At 58.8% G+C, this 15,454-nt stretch carries 16 protein-coding genes; 4 read left to right on the top strand and 12 right to left on the bottom strand.

The window, feature by feature from the left end; translation table 11 throughout:
• Positions 1-97 precede the first annotated feature (97 nt).
• The 11 genes from NKF26_RS22395 to NKF26_RS22345 are packed head-to-tail and all read right to left on the bottom strand — an operon-like array spanning position 98 to position 10,350.
• The gene (locus NKF26_RS22395) at positions 98-1,612 is read right to left on the bottom strand and encodes a cobyric acid synthase (protein WP_253227555.1); all 1,515 of its coding nucleotides are present in this window, start codon (positions 1,610-1,612) and stop codon (positions 98-100) included.
• Positions 1,612-2,313, bottom strand: coding sequence for a cob(I)yrinic acid a,c-diamide adenosyltransferase (locus NKF26_RS22390; RefSeq protein ID WP_253234902.1), 702 nt, complete (start codon positions 2,311-2,313; stop codon positions 1,612-1,614). The genes NKF26_RS22395 and NKF26_RS22390 overlap by 1 nt, the downstream gene beginning before the upstream one ends.
• Before the next feature lie 2 nt (positions 2,314-2,315).
• A complete protein-coding gene (locus tag NKF26_RS22385) occupies positions 2,316-3,614 on the bottom strand; it encodes a cobyrinic acid a,c-diamide synthase (RefSeq protein WP_253227553.1) in 1,299 nt (432 codons plus the stop codon).
• A complete protein-coding gene (locus tag NKF26_RS22380) occupies positions 3,611-4,327 on the bottom strand; it encodes an adenosylcobinamide amidohydrolase (RefSeq protein ID WP_253227552.1) in 717 nt (238 codons plus the stop codon). The genes NKF26_RS22385 and NKF26_RS22380 overlap by 4 nt, the downstream gene beginning before the upstream one ends.
• Positions 4,320-5,330 carry a threonine-phosphate decarboxylase CobD gene (cobD, locus tag NKF26_RS22375; RefSeq protein ID WP_253234901.1) on the bottom strand — a complete coding sequence of 337 codons (1,011 nt, stop codon included), beginning with the start codon at positions 5,328-5,330 and terminating at the stop codon, positions 4,320-4,322. The genes NKF26_RS22380 and cobD overlap by 8 nt, the downstream gene beginning before the upstream one ends.
• Positions 5,320-6,318: a nicotinate mononucleotide-dependent phosphoribosyltransferase CobT gene (gene cobT, locus NKF26_RS22370; RefSeq protein ID WP_253227550.1), complete on the bottom strand. Its 999-nt coding sequence runs from the start codon at positions 6,316-6,318 to the stop codon at positions 5,320-5,322. Before cobT ends, cobD begins: the two co-directional genes overlap by 11 nt.
• The gene (locus tag NKF26_RS22365; RefSeq protein WP_253227581.1) at positions 6,315-6,863 is read right to left on the bottom strand and encodes an NTP transferase domain-containing protein; all 549 of its coding nucleotides are present in this window, start codon (positions 6,861-6,863) and stop codon (positions 6,315-6,317) included. The genes cobT and NKF26_RS22365 overlap by 4 nt, the downstream gene beginning before the upstream one ends.
• Positions 6,863-7,579: an adenosylcobinamide-GDP ribazoletransferase gene (gene cobS, locus NKF26_RS22360; protein ID WP_253227549.1), complete on the bottom strand. Its 717-nt coding sequence runs from the start codon at positions 7,577-7,579 to the stop codon at positions 6,863-6,865. Before cobS ends, NKF26_RS22365 begins: the two co-directional genes overlap by 1 nt.
• A 17-nt stretch (positions 7,580-7,596) precedes the next feature.
• Positions 7,597-8,520 (bottom strand): adenosylcobinamide-phosphate synthase CbiB, encoded by a 924-nt coding sequence (gene cbiB / locus NKF26_RS22355; RefSeq protein ID WP_253234900.1) that lies wholly within the window; start codon positions 8,518-8,520, stop codon positions 7,597-7,599.
• Positions 8,517-9,170, bottom strand: coding sequence for an HAD family hydrolase (locus NKF26_RS22350; protein ID WP_253234899.1), 654 nt, complete (start codon positions 9,168-9,170; stop codon positions 8,517-8,519). Before NKF26_RS22350 ends, cbiB begins: the two co-directional genes overlap by 4 nt.
• 58 nt (positions 9,171-9,228) lie before the next feature.
• The gene (locus NKF26_RS22345; RefSeq protein ID WP_253227546.1) at positions 9,229-10,350 is read right to left on the bottom strand and encodes a PGF-CTERM-anchored ABC transporter substrate-binding protein; all 1,122 of its coding nucleotides are present in this window, start codon (positions 10,348-10,350) and stop codon (positions 9,229-9,231) included.
• 193 nt (positions 10,351-10,543) lie between these two features.
• Between NKF26_RS22345 and NKF26_RS22340 the strand changes: the two genes are divergently transcribed.
• Complete coding sequence (locus NKF26_RS22340; protein WP_253234898.1) at positions 10,544-10,933, top strand: SWIM zinc finger family protein; 390 nt, start codon at positions 10,544-10,546, stop codon at positions 10,931-10,933.
• A gap of 238 nt (positions 10,934-11,171) precedes the next feature.
• On the opposite strand, the gene NKF26_RS22335 is transcribed toward NKF26_RS22340, so the two are convergent.
• Positions 11,172-12,557 (bottom strand): phenylacetate--CoA ligase family protein, encoded by a 1,386-nt coding sequence (locus tag NKF26_RS22335; protein WP_253234897.1) that lies wholly within the window; start codon positions 12,555-12,557, stop codon positions 11,172-11,174.
• A 222-nt stretch (positions 12,558-12,779) separates the two neighbouring features.
• On the opposite strand from NKF26_RS22335, the gene NKF26_RS22330 reads away from it, so the two are divergent.
• The 3 genes from NKF26_RS22330 to NKF26_RS22320 all read left to right on the top strand — a co-directional run bounded on the left by NKF26_RS22330 (position 12,780) and on the right by NKF26_RS22320 (position 15,078).
• Positions 12,780-13,790: a sodium:calcium antiporter gene (locus NKF26_RS22330; RefSeq protein ID WP_253234896.1), complete on the top strand. Its 1,011-nt coding sequence runs from the start codon at positions 12,780-12,782 to the stop codon at positions 13,788-13,790.
• A gap of 415 nt (positions 13,791-14,205) precedes the next feature.
• Positions 14,206-14,406: a hypothetical protein gene (locus NKF26_RS22325; protein ID WP_253227542.1), complete on the top strand. Its 201-nt coding sequence runs from the start codon at positions 14,206-14,208 to the stop codon at positions 14,404-14,406.
• A 150-nt stretch (positions 14,407-14,556) separates the two neighbouring features.
• Positions 14,557-15,078, top strand: coding sequence for a nicotinamide-nucleotide adenylyltransferase (locus NKF26_RS22320; RefSeq protein ID WP_253227541.1), 522 nt, complete (start codon positions 14,557-14,559; stop codon positions 15,076-15,078).
• Positions 15,079-15,454 lie beyond the last annotated feature (376 nt).

The following is a 15,454-nucleotide window of genomic DNA, read 5'->3' as shown; positions in this document are numbered from 1 at the left end:
TACGCGAGCGGTTTGTAGATTTCAAACGGTTCGAGGCTATCGGTCGCGTTGCCTATCTACTAAGCCCAGACGATGTGTGATCCATTCTCAGACATCCTCATCGTGTTGACGAGTAAACGCCTAGAGCGGAGGTATCGAGGCTGCCTTCGAGAATTGAAGCAGCCTTCTCGAAGGGGTCTTCTCGATTCTCACTGTGATTCGGATGAGGAATGTCAGCCCGTTCAAAGAGATGGGTGACGAGGGCTGTTCGAACGTTTTCGTTCTCGAAGAGTCCGTGGAGATACGTCCCTAGAACTCCGTCAGTCACAATGCTTTGGTCGCCAATTGGGCGCGGTATCGAACTCTCATTCAGTTCTCCGTCCGCCAGACTGGTCTTTCCCATATGTATCTCGTACCCCTCCACAGTGCCCGACGCTTCCGCAATTGGACCCATACCATCGACGGGAACAGAAACTCGTTCGAGTCGTTTCTCCGTCTCGAAGGTGGTGGTGACAGGGAGCAGACCAAGTCCTTCGACATAGTCTATCTCCTCGGTACTTTCGAGTGACGCATTCGTGATCGCCTGCCCAAGCATCTGATAACCGCCACAGAGTCCGATGATCGGCCCGAGGAACGTCCGAATCTCCTGGTCGAATCCTGTCTCGTAAAGCGCACGCAGGTCGTCCACGGTGTTCTTGGTGCCGGGGAGGATGACCGCGTCTACATCGGACAGAACGCCGTTGAGGGGAACATACCGAACGCGAAGGCCGAGCTCGTCTGCGAGCGGCTCGAAATCGGTAACGTTCGAAATATGTGGGAGTCGAGGGACGGCGACGGTGACGGTCCGCTCGTCAGGAACTCCGTCCTCGTCACCCATCGTGAATACCTCATTCACGTCGGGGAGAGAGAGGCTGTCCTCCTCGGGAAGTCCCGGATCGTCATAAGGAAGGACGCCTAGTATCGGTACGCCGATTCGTGATTCTATCGCCTCGATGCCTTCCTCAAGCAAACTGGGATCGCCTCGAAACTTCGTTATGGCTGCGCCGACGACCCGTTCTCGGATGTCGTCGGGGAGCAGTTCGAGCGTGCCGTAGAGGCTCGCAAACGCCCCACCACGCTCGATATCGACGAGAAGCAGTATCGAGGCGTCGGCGAAGCGCGCCGTCTCGAGGTTAGCGAGGTCGTGATCATGGAGGTTGATTTCTGCAATGCTCCCTGCACCCTCGGCAACGACAACGTCGTAATCAGCCGCGAGCCGCTCGTACGCTTCGGTTGCGGACTCACGGGCCCATTCCCAGTACCCCTCATAGTAGTCGCTGGCTGCAAAGTGCCCGACGGCCTTCCCGTGAATGATGAGCTGGCTCTCACCGTCACCGCGCGGCTTCAAGAGAACGGGATTGGCGTCCGTCGTCGGTGTGATTCTGGCAGCGCGGGCCTGCGTGTATTGGGAAACGCCGATCTCTCCCCAGTCGCCGTCCGGCGTCGAGACAACCTGCGCGTTATTGCTCATATTCTGCGCCTTGAACGGCGCGACCGAAACCCCTTGGTTTGCGAGGAGGCGACAGAGCCCAGCACTGACCGTGCTCTTGCCGACGTGACTCGCCGTTCCCGCGACGAGAAGTGTTTCCGTCATCAGTACTCGGTGCCTTTCCTGGCGCGCTGACCCGCGTCGATCGGGTGTTTCTCCTTTCGGACCTGCGTTACGAGGTCGGCGTATTCGTAGACGTAGTCTGGCTTCTCATGACTTCCCGTCAACACGAGTTCGAGACTCTCGGGCTTCGATTCGACGAGATCGACGACGTCCTGTTCGTCGAGGAGGCCCTGCGCGACGGCGTAGAGGACCTCGTCGAGGATGAGCATGTGGATGCCGTCGTCCGCGTCGCCGTCGAGTGGGAGCGGGCCGTCCACGTCCTGGGCGGCCTCTTCGAGTTCGTGCGCGCGATGCAGCCCGCCGCGGGCGCGAGCGGCGTGCTCGTCGTCGTTCGAGCCGTCCATGAAACCGTGCCAGCCGAAGTGACCCGAGTTCTCGTACGTATAGCCGGGAAATGCATCGATGGCATTGTATTCGCCGCGGACGTCCTCGACGCTCGACGCGCCACCCTTCATGAATTGGAGCATGTGGACGCGGTAGCCGTGGCCCGCAGCCCGGAACCCCATCCCCATCGCAGCGGTCGTCTTCCCTTTCCCATCGCCCCACCAAACCTGCACGAACCCGAACTCCTCCGGCACGCTCGGCTCGATACCGCGAGGCGTCGGCGTTCGGCCCTTACCAGGTGTGTGTCGAAGCTGTTCTTCTCGTCGGCTCTCGTCTGTTTGAGTTTCTTTCTCAGTCATAGTTACAGTTGGTCGATTAACGACTCGAACGCACCGCTCTCGGCGTGGCAGTGGCAGTATGTGCCGAGTGTCGCGTATTCGGTGAGCCCATCGGCATTATCCGTGATGCCGCTCCCGCGAGTGACGTCGAACGCGAACTGGGCGTCAGCTGCGACGTCGGCGCTCGAGTAGTGGAATTCGTGGCCGCGCCGCGTCTCCCCCACGTCGGCCGTTAGCGTATCGCTCCGTGCACGTAACTCGACGTGGTCAAGCGCCTGATACCGCTCGTGCATCCGGACATCCGCGGGGAGAATTCCTGCCATCTCGTACGTCTCTCCGTCGGTCGTCGTGAGCGACTCGGTGAGCGCCATCAACCCACCACACTCGCCGAGGACGGGAAGGTCGTCCGTCGCGCGTTCACGGAGCGTGTTGAGGGCTGGTGAGTCGGCGAGCGCGTCCGCATGGAGTTCCGGATACCCTCCTGGAAGGTAGACGCCGTCGCACGCGGGGAGGTCATCACCTGTCGTCGGGGCGAACGTCTCGATGCGCACTCGGTCGCCGAGTGTTTCGAGTACTGCCGGATAGATGAAGCGGAACGCGTCGTCGCGGGCGACAGCGACCGTCTTCTCGTGTGTCGGTTGCCGAGGAGTCGACTCGATTGCAGGTGGTTCACGAGCGTCATCGAGTAGGCGTTGGACGGGGATCGATTCGGCGGCTTCGTCGAGCACATTAGAATCAACGGACGATTCGTCGCCCATCTCGAGGCCGAGGTGGCGCTCGGGTATTTCGAGGTCGGGGAGCGGCGGAATCCGCCCGAGGTACTCCATACTGTCAGGGAGGGCGTCGCGGATTCCGGCTTCGTGGCGGCCACCGTGTGCGCGCTGAAGGAGTACGCCGACCACGTCCACGTCGGATCCATCGTGCGCGGCGTACTCGCGGAAGCCGAGCGCGGTCGCGGCGACGCTCTCCATCCCCGCGCTCGCGTCGACCACGAGGACGACGGGAAGGTCGAGCGCGGCCGCGACGTCCGCGGTACTGGCGACCGTGCCATCGTAGAGGCCCATCACGCCCTCGATAACGCAGACATCCCCATCGCCACGATGGTAGTTCCGGAGGACGCCGACCTCTCCTTCGAGCCAGACGTCGAGCGTCCGCGATGGTGTTCCGGTGACAGCGACATGGTGACTTGGGTCGATGAAGTCCGGGCCCGCCTTCGCGGGTTGGACCTCGTAGCCAGCGTTCTCTAGGGCGCGGCAGACAGCGAGCGTCGCTACCGTCTTTCCCACACCCGAGGCCGTCCCTGCAAGCACGATGCCTCTCACGGCGTGAACACCTCCGCTCGCCGGTCCGTGATTGTCCCGTATTTCGCGTCGTCGACGGACGCAGGGAGTTCGCGGTCCGCGTATCGCGAGGTGAGACTCGCCTGAACGGCCTCACGAACACAGACACGCGTCGATGCGCCAATCGCAGTCGCGCTTCCCGTGAACGTCGTCTCCTCTCCCGACGTCACCGTCCCGGCGATGACCGCGTCGGTCGTGGTCCCTGTGAATCCGGTTTCCGCGAGGAGCGTCGCGGTCTTCGCTTCCACGACGACCCCGAGGAGATTCGTGAGAGCACCTTCCGAGAGCGCGTGCGTCGTCCCGACGATCACGTTGACGGTACCGACCGGAGAATCGGACACACCATTATCGCCGTCCATCGACCCGTTTCTCCGCCGTTTAACCGGATTCATCGGGAGTGCAGCCGGATTCGAGACGCCTGCCGTCGCGTACACAACGACCGAGCGGTCCCGAGCGCCCTGGAGATGCCCAAGATCGACACCTGTCAAAAGGGCAGGACCCGACGATACGAATCCCGCTCGCTTTCGGCGTTCCCCGACGTACTCAGTGAGGTCCGTTCGCTCCCAGCCCTCGGGAACCGAGATATTGTATGCGACGTCCGTGTCGTGGAACCCACCGTCCCATCCGGAAGATAGCCAGCGAGCGCCTGGCTGCGTTACCTGGAGGACGCCATCCGTGACGGTCGCATCAAACATCTTCGAGTACCTCCAGCAAGCGATCGTTCTCCTTGGAGAGACGAACGGCGACGCGAATGTGCGAATCGAGCCCGCGAAACGTCGTTGCATCCCGAATCGCGATACCTCGTTCGCGTACGGCCTCGACGAGCGCGGCGATGTTTCTACCACCAACGTCGAGGAGAAGGAAGGGTGCATCAGACGCATGTACTTCGTAGTGCCCCGAGAGAGTGTCTCGCATCCGTTCACGTTCTTCGGCGACACGCTGGCGTGTCTCGGAGACGAATTCCTCCCGTTCGAGGCAGTAAGTCCCGACATCGAGAGCGGGCCGACCCACGTTCCACGTCCGCCGCGCAGCCACAAGCTCATCGAGGAGTGTCCCGGTCGCGACGGCGAATCCCGCCCGTAGGCCAGGGAGGCCGAAGAGTTTCGTGAGCGAGCGCGCGACCACGACGCCCGGTGTTCCTGCGAGCGACGGCTGGTCCGTGAATCCGAGGAACGCCTCATCAACGAGGAGCGGCGTCCCCGCCTCGCGGCAGGACGCGGCGAATGATCGGAGGCGCTCTGCATCGTAGCATTCGCCGGTCGGGTTGTTCGGGTTGCAAACGATTGCGAGCGCGTACTCACTCGGGTCGGTGTCGGGAATGGCGTCGTGCGTGACGAAGACTGGGTCAGCGCCTTGAAGTCGGACTTCCCGTGTGTACTCTGCGAAACTTGGTGCGGGGACCAGGACCGAGTCGCTAGGCTGGACCGTCGTCTCGATAGCGAGTCGGATGGCGGCGAGTCCTCCAGGCGTCGGAACCACTTGATCGGCTTCACACCCGGCGAAGTCTGCTGCGGCTGCACGATACGCGGTGGGTGGCTCTGGTGGATACGTGCGCGCGTCGTGCAGGGCGCTCATGTAGACATCCGTGACGCCGTCGGGGATCAGCGGGTTCGTGTTCGCGCTGAAATCGAGGATGTGAGGATCGTCACTGCTCCCGTGGGACACGCGCTTCACGGCACGAATCGCGTCAGGGTCCATTGTCCCCCACAAGGTTGTCGTACCGTTCGATTAGCCGTTGGCGAACCGCATCCATCGGGACGTTTGCTTCTGCCGCGAGGTAGAGTGCGCCGCCCATGCCGACGCCTTCCTTCGCGACACCCGCGAGGTAATGGTCCATTGCGACGTGCACGCCCTCCTCGAACTCGGGGTCGGTAATGTGCAACTCGACGTCGAGGCTGTTCGCGGTCGCGTGGATGTCGACGCTGTCATCGTCGGCGACGAACGAGGTAGTCGCGACGTCGAACGACTCCGTCAGTTCCGCGTGTCGGGCGAGCGTCGCCGCGGCGAGCATCTGCGTGCCACCTGCGAGCGTCACGTCGCCACCGCGGTTGAGGGCGCCGTCGAGAAGTCCCATCGAGACGGCGAGTGTCGGATCGCCCATCCGTCGGACGGCTTCAACCGGCTGGCCAGAGAGGTCGCCCGGCTCGAGGTTGCTTGCGTCGAGCGCATCCGAGACGACCTCTCGTTTGAGGTCGAGCGGATTCGCCGGGAGTGATGAGGAGATGCTGTAATCTTCGCCGAGTGCCCGGAGGACGCCCATCGCGGTCGTCGTCCCACCCGGGATGCTTTCAGCGATTACGAGTTCGTCGTCCGGTATCCCGACTGCATACTCACGTGCCGTCTTGTAGAGTTCGCGAGCGTTCGGGACGGGATCCGATTCGCGAATATCCGCTCCGGGGGATTCACCGATAGTGACGGATGGTGCGGCGGTGCGGGCTGTGAGGCCAGCGTTCGCAACGACAAACTCGAAGTCCACATGATCCCGGACCGCACGGGTTACGAGTCCGGGTGTCGGACAACCATCGGGGCTGACCGGGACGATTGGCGCGAAAACCGGCTGTCCATAGGCAACAAGTTCCGCGTCTGCGCACGGTGTGTGCGCCATCAGCGCCGGGTTCTCACCGGCGGCGCTGATGCCGTCGATAGTCGCAGTTTCAGTCGTGCCCGCGACGAGAACGAACTTCATCGCAGGGTCTCCGCGATGGTGGCATCTTTGAGACGATTCACGTTGATTGCGTATCGAGTGTTGTATGTCAGGAACATGGTTTCAGTGTCAGTGTTGGTGACGATGTTGATGCCAGCCGGTGCGACCTCACGACCAGCGGAATTGTACGTTGTGTCCGCGCTCACGCCGAGTTGGTGCTTGAGCGTGGCCGGAACGCAGACCTGGACAGCGGCAGTACCGTTGTACTGATTCAAGACACGATTGACGGCGTCCCCGGAAAGAAGCGGGAGATCCGAAGCGACCGTGAGTACGGGAGGAGAGAGCCGTTCCAGCGCGGTGCGCAAGTCCGAGACGTAACCTTCGCCGGGGGTTTCGATGAGGTCAACATCTCTCAATTTGAGATAGTCTGTCGTTTCGGGCGTGTCCGGACTGATGGCGGTGTGGACGCTCTCGACCTGGCTGCTCTCCAGCGCTTCGAGGACGTGACCTATGAGGGGATAATCACCGACCTCAAAGAGTGGTTTCTCACGGTCAGTATCGAGGCGAGTTCCGCGACCACCGCACATCAGGAGTGCGTCCACACGATCACCCCCGTGAGGAGTGCGGCCAGCCGCGCAAGCTCGTTCGCACCGCCCATGACGTCCCCGCTCACGCCGCCGAGCCGCCGGGATGCCCACGCGAGCATGACGAGCGCAGCGGCGAACGCCCCGACGAGGCCGATGGCGGCAGCCGGATTCGGCCACGTGAAGGCGGCCGCTGGAAGTGCAGCGACGATTGGGAGTACGAGCGAGCGAGGACCGTGGTCGTCGGCGACAGCTGAGCCGAGACCCTCATGAGCGGGCGTCCCGAGACAAGCGATAGTTGCCATTGCGAGCTTTGCACCGACTTCGGCTGTCACGACGAGGCCGAGCACTCCTAACGTAAGACTCGAGAGTTGGAGTCCTACCGTCCATAGGCCAAGGAGGACGAGTCCGAGTGCGAGGACGGCGCCAACGCCGACTGTCGTATCCTGCATGACGGTCTGTCGCTCGTCAGGGGGGCCGTGAACGACCGCGGCGTCGCCGAGGTCTGCAATCGCGTCTGCGTGTGGGATTCCAGTGACGATGTATATCAATGTAACAAATGCGAACGCGGTGAATGGCCCACTAATCGGGAGAACGAACGGGAGTGCGAGAACGAGCCCGATCGGGTAGCCAGCGAGAGGGAAGGAGGTCGGTGTCGAACGGAATGCGTTCCACGAGTCTTTGTCCTGGCCGACGGGTGCTCGCGAAAGAAATCCCACAGCACCCCGGAAGGCGGTCAGAACCACGTGACCACCCCTGCGAAACCGAACGCGACGAGAGCTGCACGGTCAACGGTTCGGACACTGCGTTTCGCCCGCTCGTCCGCCGGCAAATCGGCATCCAAGTTCAGCGTGTAAACACCAGGCTTCGTGAGGCGAACATTGAGGATGGTTGCGAGAGTCGCCATCGGCCAACCCGAGTTCGGCGACGGAGGTGCATCCACCCACCGCGCGGCGCGGGTCGGTGCGGTGAGGTCGCCTGCGGCGATGGAGAGTAGAACCGCGCTTACGCGAGCAGGGAGCCACATGACGAGGTCGTCGAGTCGGGCACTGGCGGTCCCATGAGGCTTTGCGGGGTAGCCAAGCATCGAGTCGAGCGTGTTTACAGCCTTCACCCAAACGGCTGCCGCAACAGCCATTGAAAGTGAAAACTGGGCGGCGACCATGAACGCGAGCAGCGGTGCGACGAGGCCGTCCGCGAGATTTTCGGCGGCGCTCTCGACCGCGCCGCTCCGGAGTTCTGCCGGAGAGAGGTTCGTTGTGTCGCGGCCGACGAGTGCCCGAATCGAGTTTCGCGCTCGTCCTGGATCCGTCTCGATGTCGTCGAGGACGCCGTGAGCGACATCAAGAAGCATCCGACGACTCGTGGTCGCAAAGAGCCACATCCCTGCTACGCACCCGAGGAAGACGATCGAAACGACGTTTTCTGTCGGTGCGATTTGGCTGAGGAACGTGATCGTCACACCTGCGACTATGGCTGCCGTAAAGGGAAACACGCAGGCAATGAGAACACCGGTGAGACGCGGATACCGCCAGGATCGATCGCACGCACCGACGACGCGGCCGAACCACGCGACCGGATGAAGGCACACCGGCGGTTCAGCAATTGTTTCGTCAAGTATGAACGCTAAGAGAACCGCGACGACTGGGGTGAGCGTCATCGCAGGCCCTCCAGAACGGCGGGGAGATCGGTCAGTGGCGTCTCCGAGACGAGTACGCTCGTGGCGCCTACTGCGTCGGCGCCCCCATCGGCTTGTGGATCGTCACCAACGTGGACGAGTTCGTCGAGCGAGCCGTCGAGCCGATCCGTGACAGCTTCGAACGCGTGCGGGTCGGGCTTACGCCAACCGCACTCGACACTGCTCACGACTGCGTCGAAGTGTGCCTCGTCGAGTGTCGACTGTTCGAGTGTGCGGGATACGAGATTCGGAACTGTGCAGTTCGAAAGTATCGCCACATCGCCACGCTCGGACGCTACGTCCACGGCGGCAATTGCACTCTCGCGAGTTGTCACAGGTCTTGGATCAAAGGCATCGAATACGGCTCGAGCGACGAGATCGCTGGTGACACCAGTAAGAGGATTCTGATTGTTTGGGTTGATACCGCGGCTGGCAAGTGCGGCTTCTGTATGCTCGGGAAGCGAGAGTTCAGCGCCCTCGGGCAGGTCGAGGTGGTACTCGCTAAAGGCGTCTGGCCAGTCGTCGGGAATTGGAACGTCGCGGGCTTCGAGCGCCGCTGCAATCGCGGACGCTGGATTCTGCGGCCGCGGTGCCTCAACGAGCGTCCCGAAGAGGTCGAATGACGTGATCATCCTCGTCGTATCCTCGGTTGTAGTCTTATTCCGACTGTGCTCGCGGGTGCTACGGTCATTACGTGTTTCTCCTCATCGCGATGACAATGAGAGTGCCTACGATTCCAACGAGCGCGATTCCGACCCCGAAGCCAGGATTGCTCGTCGAAGTCGTCTCCTGCTCAGATTCCGACGTACTGGTGGTCGACGTTGATGTATTCGCATTGCCAGTCTGTGTCGTGTTGGGTCCAGCAAGCGTTGTCGACACGTTTGTCGCCGCATACGCATCGGGGTGAAGCTTCTTCGCAAGCTTCGTAATCGGTTGGATAACTCGTGGAGCGGGCTGACTGATGTAGTTGCGATTTAGAACGATAACATTTCCGTGCTTCACCGCACCGGTACTATTGTAGGCCGGGGTGTGTGGAACGGTCGGCTGTTGGTCGTTTCGGATGATCCACTGTGGGTTCTGGTTGACAATCGTCTCCTTACTGATCTTCTTGTATCCTGAGATGCCGGCGTCGGCGGCGACGTTGTCTCCACCCGCCGTTGTAATGATTTGGTTGATGAACGTTCCCTTACCTGCGGTGTACCCAAAGAACGTGTAGAGGACGCGCGGTCGGTTCGTCCCGTTAACCGCATGGTGAATCGTTGCGAGTCGAGATTGCATTTGTGAGGCAGCCTGTCGAGCGCCTGAACACTCACCCGTGAGCTTGCCCGTGAGTCGGGTCTGGTTCTTGATGTCGGTCATTGACGCAGCCGCTCGGTACCGGTAGACGATTACGTTCGCCTGACGGAGTTTCTGAACGGTACTGTTCGGAACTGTGTCTGGTGCCAAGACTAAGTCTGGCTTGAGTTTGACTACTTTCTCTTCGCTGACGTACGCGTTCCCGGAGCCAGAGATGTTCGTGCGCGAACTTGCTCCATCGAGATAGGCTGCATACTGGGAGGCGCCGACGACCTTGGACTTTCCACCGATTTCCCACATCATTTGCGCAGCGCTTGGATTGAGCGTGACGACCCGCTGTGGCTCCTGCGTGATGGTGATTTGTGTCCCGGTTGCATCGGTGACGGTGATCGGGAATGAGCACATCGTATTCGCCGAGTGGACAGTCCTACTCGTGCCTGTATTTGCTGTAACTGGAGCAACTGCCCCAGTGGTCAGGAGAATCAAACTGAAGATAGCGATGAGTCGAGCTCGCATCAGTAGAAACCAATATTGGAATGAAATAAAAATTTATCTATAGCAAGCTTACTTGATCAGATGCGTCTGCTATTGGGCATGAACGTCTGGAGTAGCAATTGGTAAGGAAGAACGGTGCCCTCGGGCGTGTGTAGAAACGCGCCGGGTGCTCTAACACCCGGCACCGGTCTTCCGTAATGCTACCCAGAAGACCATGTCAACGAAATCGCCTAGTGAACTTGAAGCTGACGAGACGGCACAGAACCGCGCACAGGCCGAACAATTCGCCTTCGACGTCGATGCCCCCGGACTCGTCGAAGTCACCAACGAGAGCCACGAGAACCCCACAGACCACCAGTACACAGTTGCCATCGACGATGTGACCGACGAACTAATGGACTGTACCTGCCCGCATCACGTCCACCGCAACGCCTACTGCAAACACATGGCCGTCGTCGAAACCGCAACCGACGACGGAACGCTTGACGTTTTTCCCTCCGAGGACGACAGCGAGACCAAACCCGAAGACTGTGACTGCGACGGTCTTGACGGCTTCCCGTGCTGGCCGTGCGTACGAACGGGACGGAAGGAACTACCGAACTAACCTCGTATTCATTCACTATCAATCAATTTCTTTTGTGTCTACGTTTCTTATCCCCCCGATTAGCGGATAGCTGTGTACACCACTGCTCCGAGTGCGATAGATCAAAACCATGTCTCGAGTCAACAGAGCGACGACTGAACTTGGAATGGGCAACCATGTCCGAGTGGACGGAACCAATGAAACGGTCGAACGGCTCGACTGATATATCTCGATACAGTTGATCTCCGAAAAACGTGGTCTAGCGCTCCAGTTCGGACCAAACGTGACGGAATTTCCCACTTCGTGTATTCCGTTGTGGTGCCTCTGATGCGGCTTCGATGGCCACTCCACTGATTCCCTGGTTCCGAAGAAACGAGTGAAGGTTCTGCTCGACTTGCTCCCAGACGTCTCGCTCGGTCATATCAGAAGTACCCTCAATGCGAACCTGGAGTGTGTCGGGGGCTGTACGAACGATTTGCGTTCGATGTACTCCCGACACTTCCTCAACAACACTGGAGAGTGCGAGTGGAAAAATCGGAATTTCTTCTCCATCATTGGTTTCGAACCGGAGAACATCCCCTTGCCGTCCTTCGACTTCGATGATGGGGAACGCACTCCCACATGGGCAGCGCTCCTCGTACATCGTGATGCTGTCACCGAGGTCGTATCGGACGAGCGGTTGAATTCGGTTTGCTAGGTTCGTTATCAGCACGGTTTCGGAAGGCTCACCGAATTCGACCGGTTGATACTCCTCATCAACTGGCTCGAGAACCACCCAGTCAGTATTAGCGTGGAGGTTTCCATGTTCACACTCGACCGCAATCGGGAAGAACTCCGTGGCACCGTAGATCTCACGCACCGCACAATCGAATGCCCGTACAAGTTCCTGTTTTTCTGGACCCGAGATTGGCTCCGCAGTCGGGGCAATGAATACCGGATTGAGGTCGAGGCGACCATCTCGTTGGGCTTGCGCCAGTTCAACGAGGACGGTCGAGTAGCCAACGAGGAAGGCTGGCTGGTATCGATTGAGTTTGTCTATGAGATCAGACATCGGCTGCATTGGCGATAACATTTCAATGCGATTTCGGTAGAACGTGGACTCACGGCGCATTAGCGCGACTCCAGACGCACCAGCGAAATGACCACCGGTGACTGCAATCTCTGCACCTCGAGCACCGTTCTTGACGATTCGGCTGAACTGCTCGACGCCAAGTAATACCGGTAGTGTCCACCGATCCGGGACGACGTTGAGGATGGTTAGTGCGGTCTCATCCTGAACGAAGATACCCGGTTCGCCGGTTGTCCCAGACGTTACCCAGACCGGATACCGATCGAGAAAACGCGTTCCGATCGTCGCTTCATCGGCGACGAACTCGTCGATTTCGGCTTTCGTCACGGCGGTGTCCGTGACCACGTCGTCGAAATTCTCCATCAGCACCGACTTCGTTACCGGTGGAAACGCTTCGAGGTTGGTAACTTCGTCAGGGATATCCGCAAAGTGTTGCTTGTAGAACCGTGACTGTCGCCGGACGAACGACAGTATGTTCTCCAGCCGTCGTTGTTGTTGTAGATCGATTTGCGAGCGAGTCGCTCGCCTGGCACGCCAGATTTCGAATGTAATCTTTCCTTTTGTAATCGGATTCATGATAATCGCTTCGATAGGACGATCGTTCTCGGATTCTCCGTGCTGCGTAGTTCATCTACACTTTGCCAGGGACAGACTTTGTTCTTGGCACGTCCCAAGCTGGCCGGTAGACAATATTCCTAATATTTCCCTGCCACAGGTCATCGTGGTGGACAGGAGGATCTCATAGTGACATCCAAAATTTGGTATCGTTTGATAATCGTTGCTGTTGATGGATAGACGATGGAAGGGCTGCTTTGGTCCACGCTGGTTGCCATCGTCGCCACCGCTGTCGTTTGGAAAGGGAGTGGGTGGCTCGAAGATGCAAGCGAACAGTTGGCCGCGTACTACGGTTTACCCGCCATCGTGCAGGGGGCAATCATCACTGCCATCGGTTCGAGTTTCCCGGAGCTATCGAGCACCGTCCTTTCGACGCTGCTGCACGGAGCGTTCGACCTCGGAGTCGGTGCCATCGTCGGGTCAGCAATCTTCAATATTCTCGTAATCCCTGGGGTGAGCGGATTAGTCACCGACCGGTATACCTCAAGCCGAGATGTCGTCTACAAAGAGGCGCTCTTTTACATGCTGGCCGTGGCGTCACTCCTCCTGATCTTTGCATTGGCGGTTATCTACAATCCACTCGGTGGGGGCGACCTTACCGGGGAGGTGACACGGCTCCTCGTTCTTCCGTTGGTCGGTCTCTACGGACTCTACGTCTTCATTCAATATCTCGATTCTCGAGAGTACGGCGTCCCTCAGGTGACGAGTATTCGTGTGGGTCAAGAGTGGATCCGTCTCATCATGAGTCTCATCGTTATTGTCATCGCCGTGGAGGGGCTCGTCCGGGCCGCACTCACCTTCGGTGAGGCGTTTGGAACACCACCGTTCCTGTGGGGATTGACGATACTCGCCGCGGCGACGAGTCTTCCTGATGCATTTGTCAGCGTGCAGGCCGCCCGCAGAGACGAGGATGTCACCAGCCTCGCGAACGTACTCGGTAGCAATACTTTCGACCTGCTGGTGGCAATCCCGGCAGGTGTACTTATTGCCGGAGCAGCACCGGTCGATTTCGCGCTCGCCGTTCCAATGATGGGAGTGCTGGTCGTCGCGACTGTAATCCTGTTTTCGTTCCTCCGAACGGCGATGGAATTGACCACGCCAGAGGCATACAGCTTGCTCGTCGGCTACGCCCTCTTTCTCTGCTGGATGATACTCGAAACCACTGGCGTCGTTCGGACGCTCCCCGGAGGCTAACCGATCGACACTCCATCATGATAAAGAACGAGCATTCGTGGTTGGGAATGGTTGAGGTCACCAATGAGACTCACGAAAACCCCATAAACCACCAGTAGATGGCCACCCATCGACGACAGGACGACTCCGAACCCGAAGACTGTGACTGCGACGGGCTCGGTGGCTTCCCGTGTTGGCCATGCGTGCGAACAGGCCGGAAGGAACTGCCGAACTAACCACCGCTCCAGCTCTTTGTATCCATGACACGCCAAGTGACGTTCTCGAATATTACCGACCAGCGAACGCTCGTGAAGTGTGAATAATATCACTCGGCAGGTCTCCATCTAATGTTGGAAAAAATCGGTTCGAACACGAGCTAACAAAGAGTGCGTTTTATGTTTGAATACGTATATTACTCTCTTGGGAAGGGATTTTCATGACGGGGGAACATCACACATCACAGACACAGATTGAACCATGCGAGACTTGCAAGCGTGATACCACACATACAGTCTCGATCGAGATCCGAACGGAAAGTACGAAACAAGACAATACCGAGTTCTCGCGTGAACCATATCGAATTGCCACGTGCCAGAAGTGTGGTGAGACAACAAGCCAACGAATGAACAACGCATAACGGCACCAAACATCTGGAAACTGTCATATGATGTCTCCTCTGAAGTCGATTTCACATGATCCACTCACCATTATTGTCTGGTGGGCTATGAACGTGTTCGAGTAGACCGAAGAGTGATGCAGTCGCTCGCTGTATTTAGAGCGATTAAGCATGTTCCGTGGATTCTACATCGGTCGATTCCAGCCATATCATGATGGTCACCATGCGGTTATCGAAGAGATTGCGAGCGAAGTTGATGAGTTAGTTGTGGGTATTGGAAGTGCCGATCAGTCACACACCCAACGAAACCCATTCACTGCTGGCGAGCGCGTCATGATGCTCACAAAAGCTCACCGGCAGCTCGATATTACGACTTACGCTGTTCCGATTGAGGATTTGAATCGGAACGCTGTTTGGGTAAGCCATCTTCAAGGGATGAGTCCCCACTTCGATGTTGCGTATTCGAACAATCCACTTGTTATTCGGTTGTTCGAAGAAGCGGGTATCAAGGTTCAACGGTCACCGATGTTCGATCGGGACAAATTGCAGGGATCGGAGATTCGCGATCGGATGCTTCGTGGTGATCGCTGGCGCAATCTAGTACCGGACGGCGTTATTGAGGTTATTGAAGAGTGTGATGGTGTCAAACGAACGCAACAGATCGAACGATCTAATGGTGATTTGAGGGGCTGACCCCACCAACAGCCCTGCTCGACCGAGCACGACAGCACGCAACGAACGTTGCCACCGAACACTTCCCTGACTTGCCGGTCGAAACTATCGACTGGGAGATTTCACACCGAGCCCAACGACAGGTAGGCGTCACCACGTACGACCCTGCAACAGAAGAGATTACGATCTCGCTGACTTGGAAGGCCGACGAACAACACGGGTGGGAGCAATTCAGTTCCACCATTCAGCACGAACTTGTCCACTTCTAGCGATATCACAAGTTCGGTGAGGCAGATCACGGGCGAACGTTCACCCGCTGGACGGACGCCCTCAATACCTCGCGGCACTGCGAACGCTTCACTGCACCCAATTGGTGGCTTGTATGCGAGGACTGTGG

Origin of the sequence: Haladaptatus sp. AB618 (assembly GCF_024136965.1) — an archaeon.
Taxonomy (GTDB): domain Archaea; phylum Halobacteriota; class Halobacteria; order Halobacteriales; family Haladaptataceae; genus Haladaptatus.
This window is presented reverse-complemented; position numbering and strand designations above follow the sequence as displayed.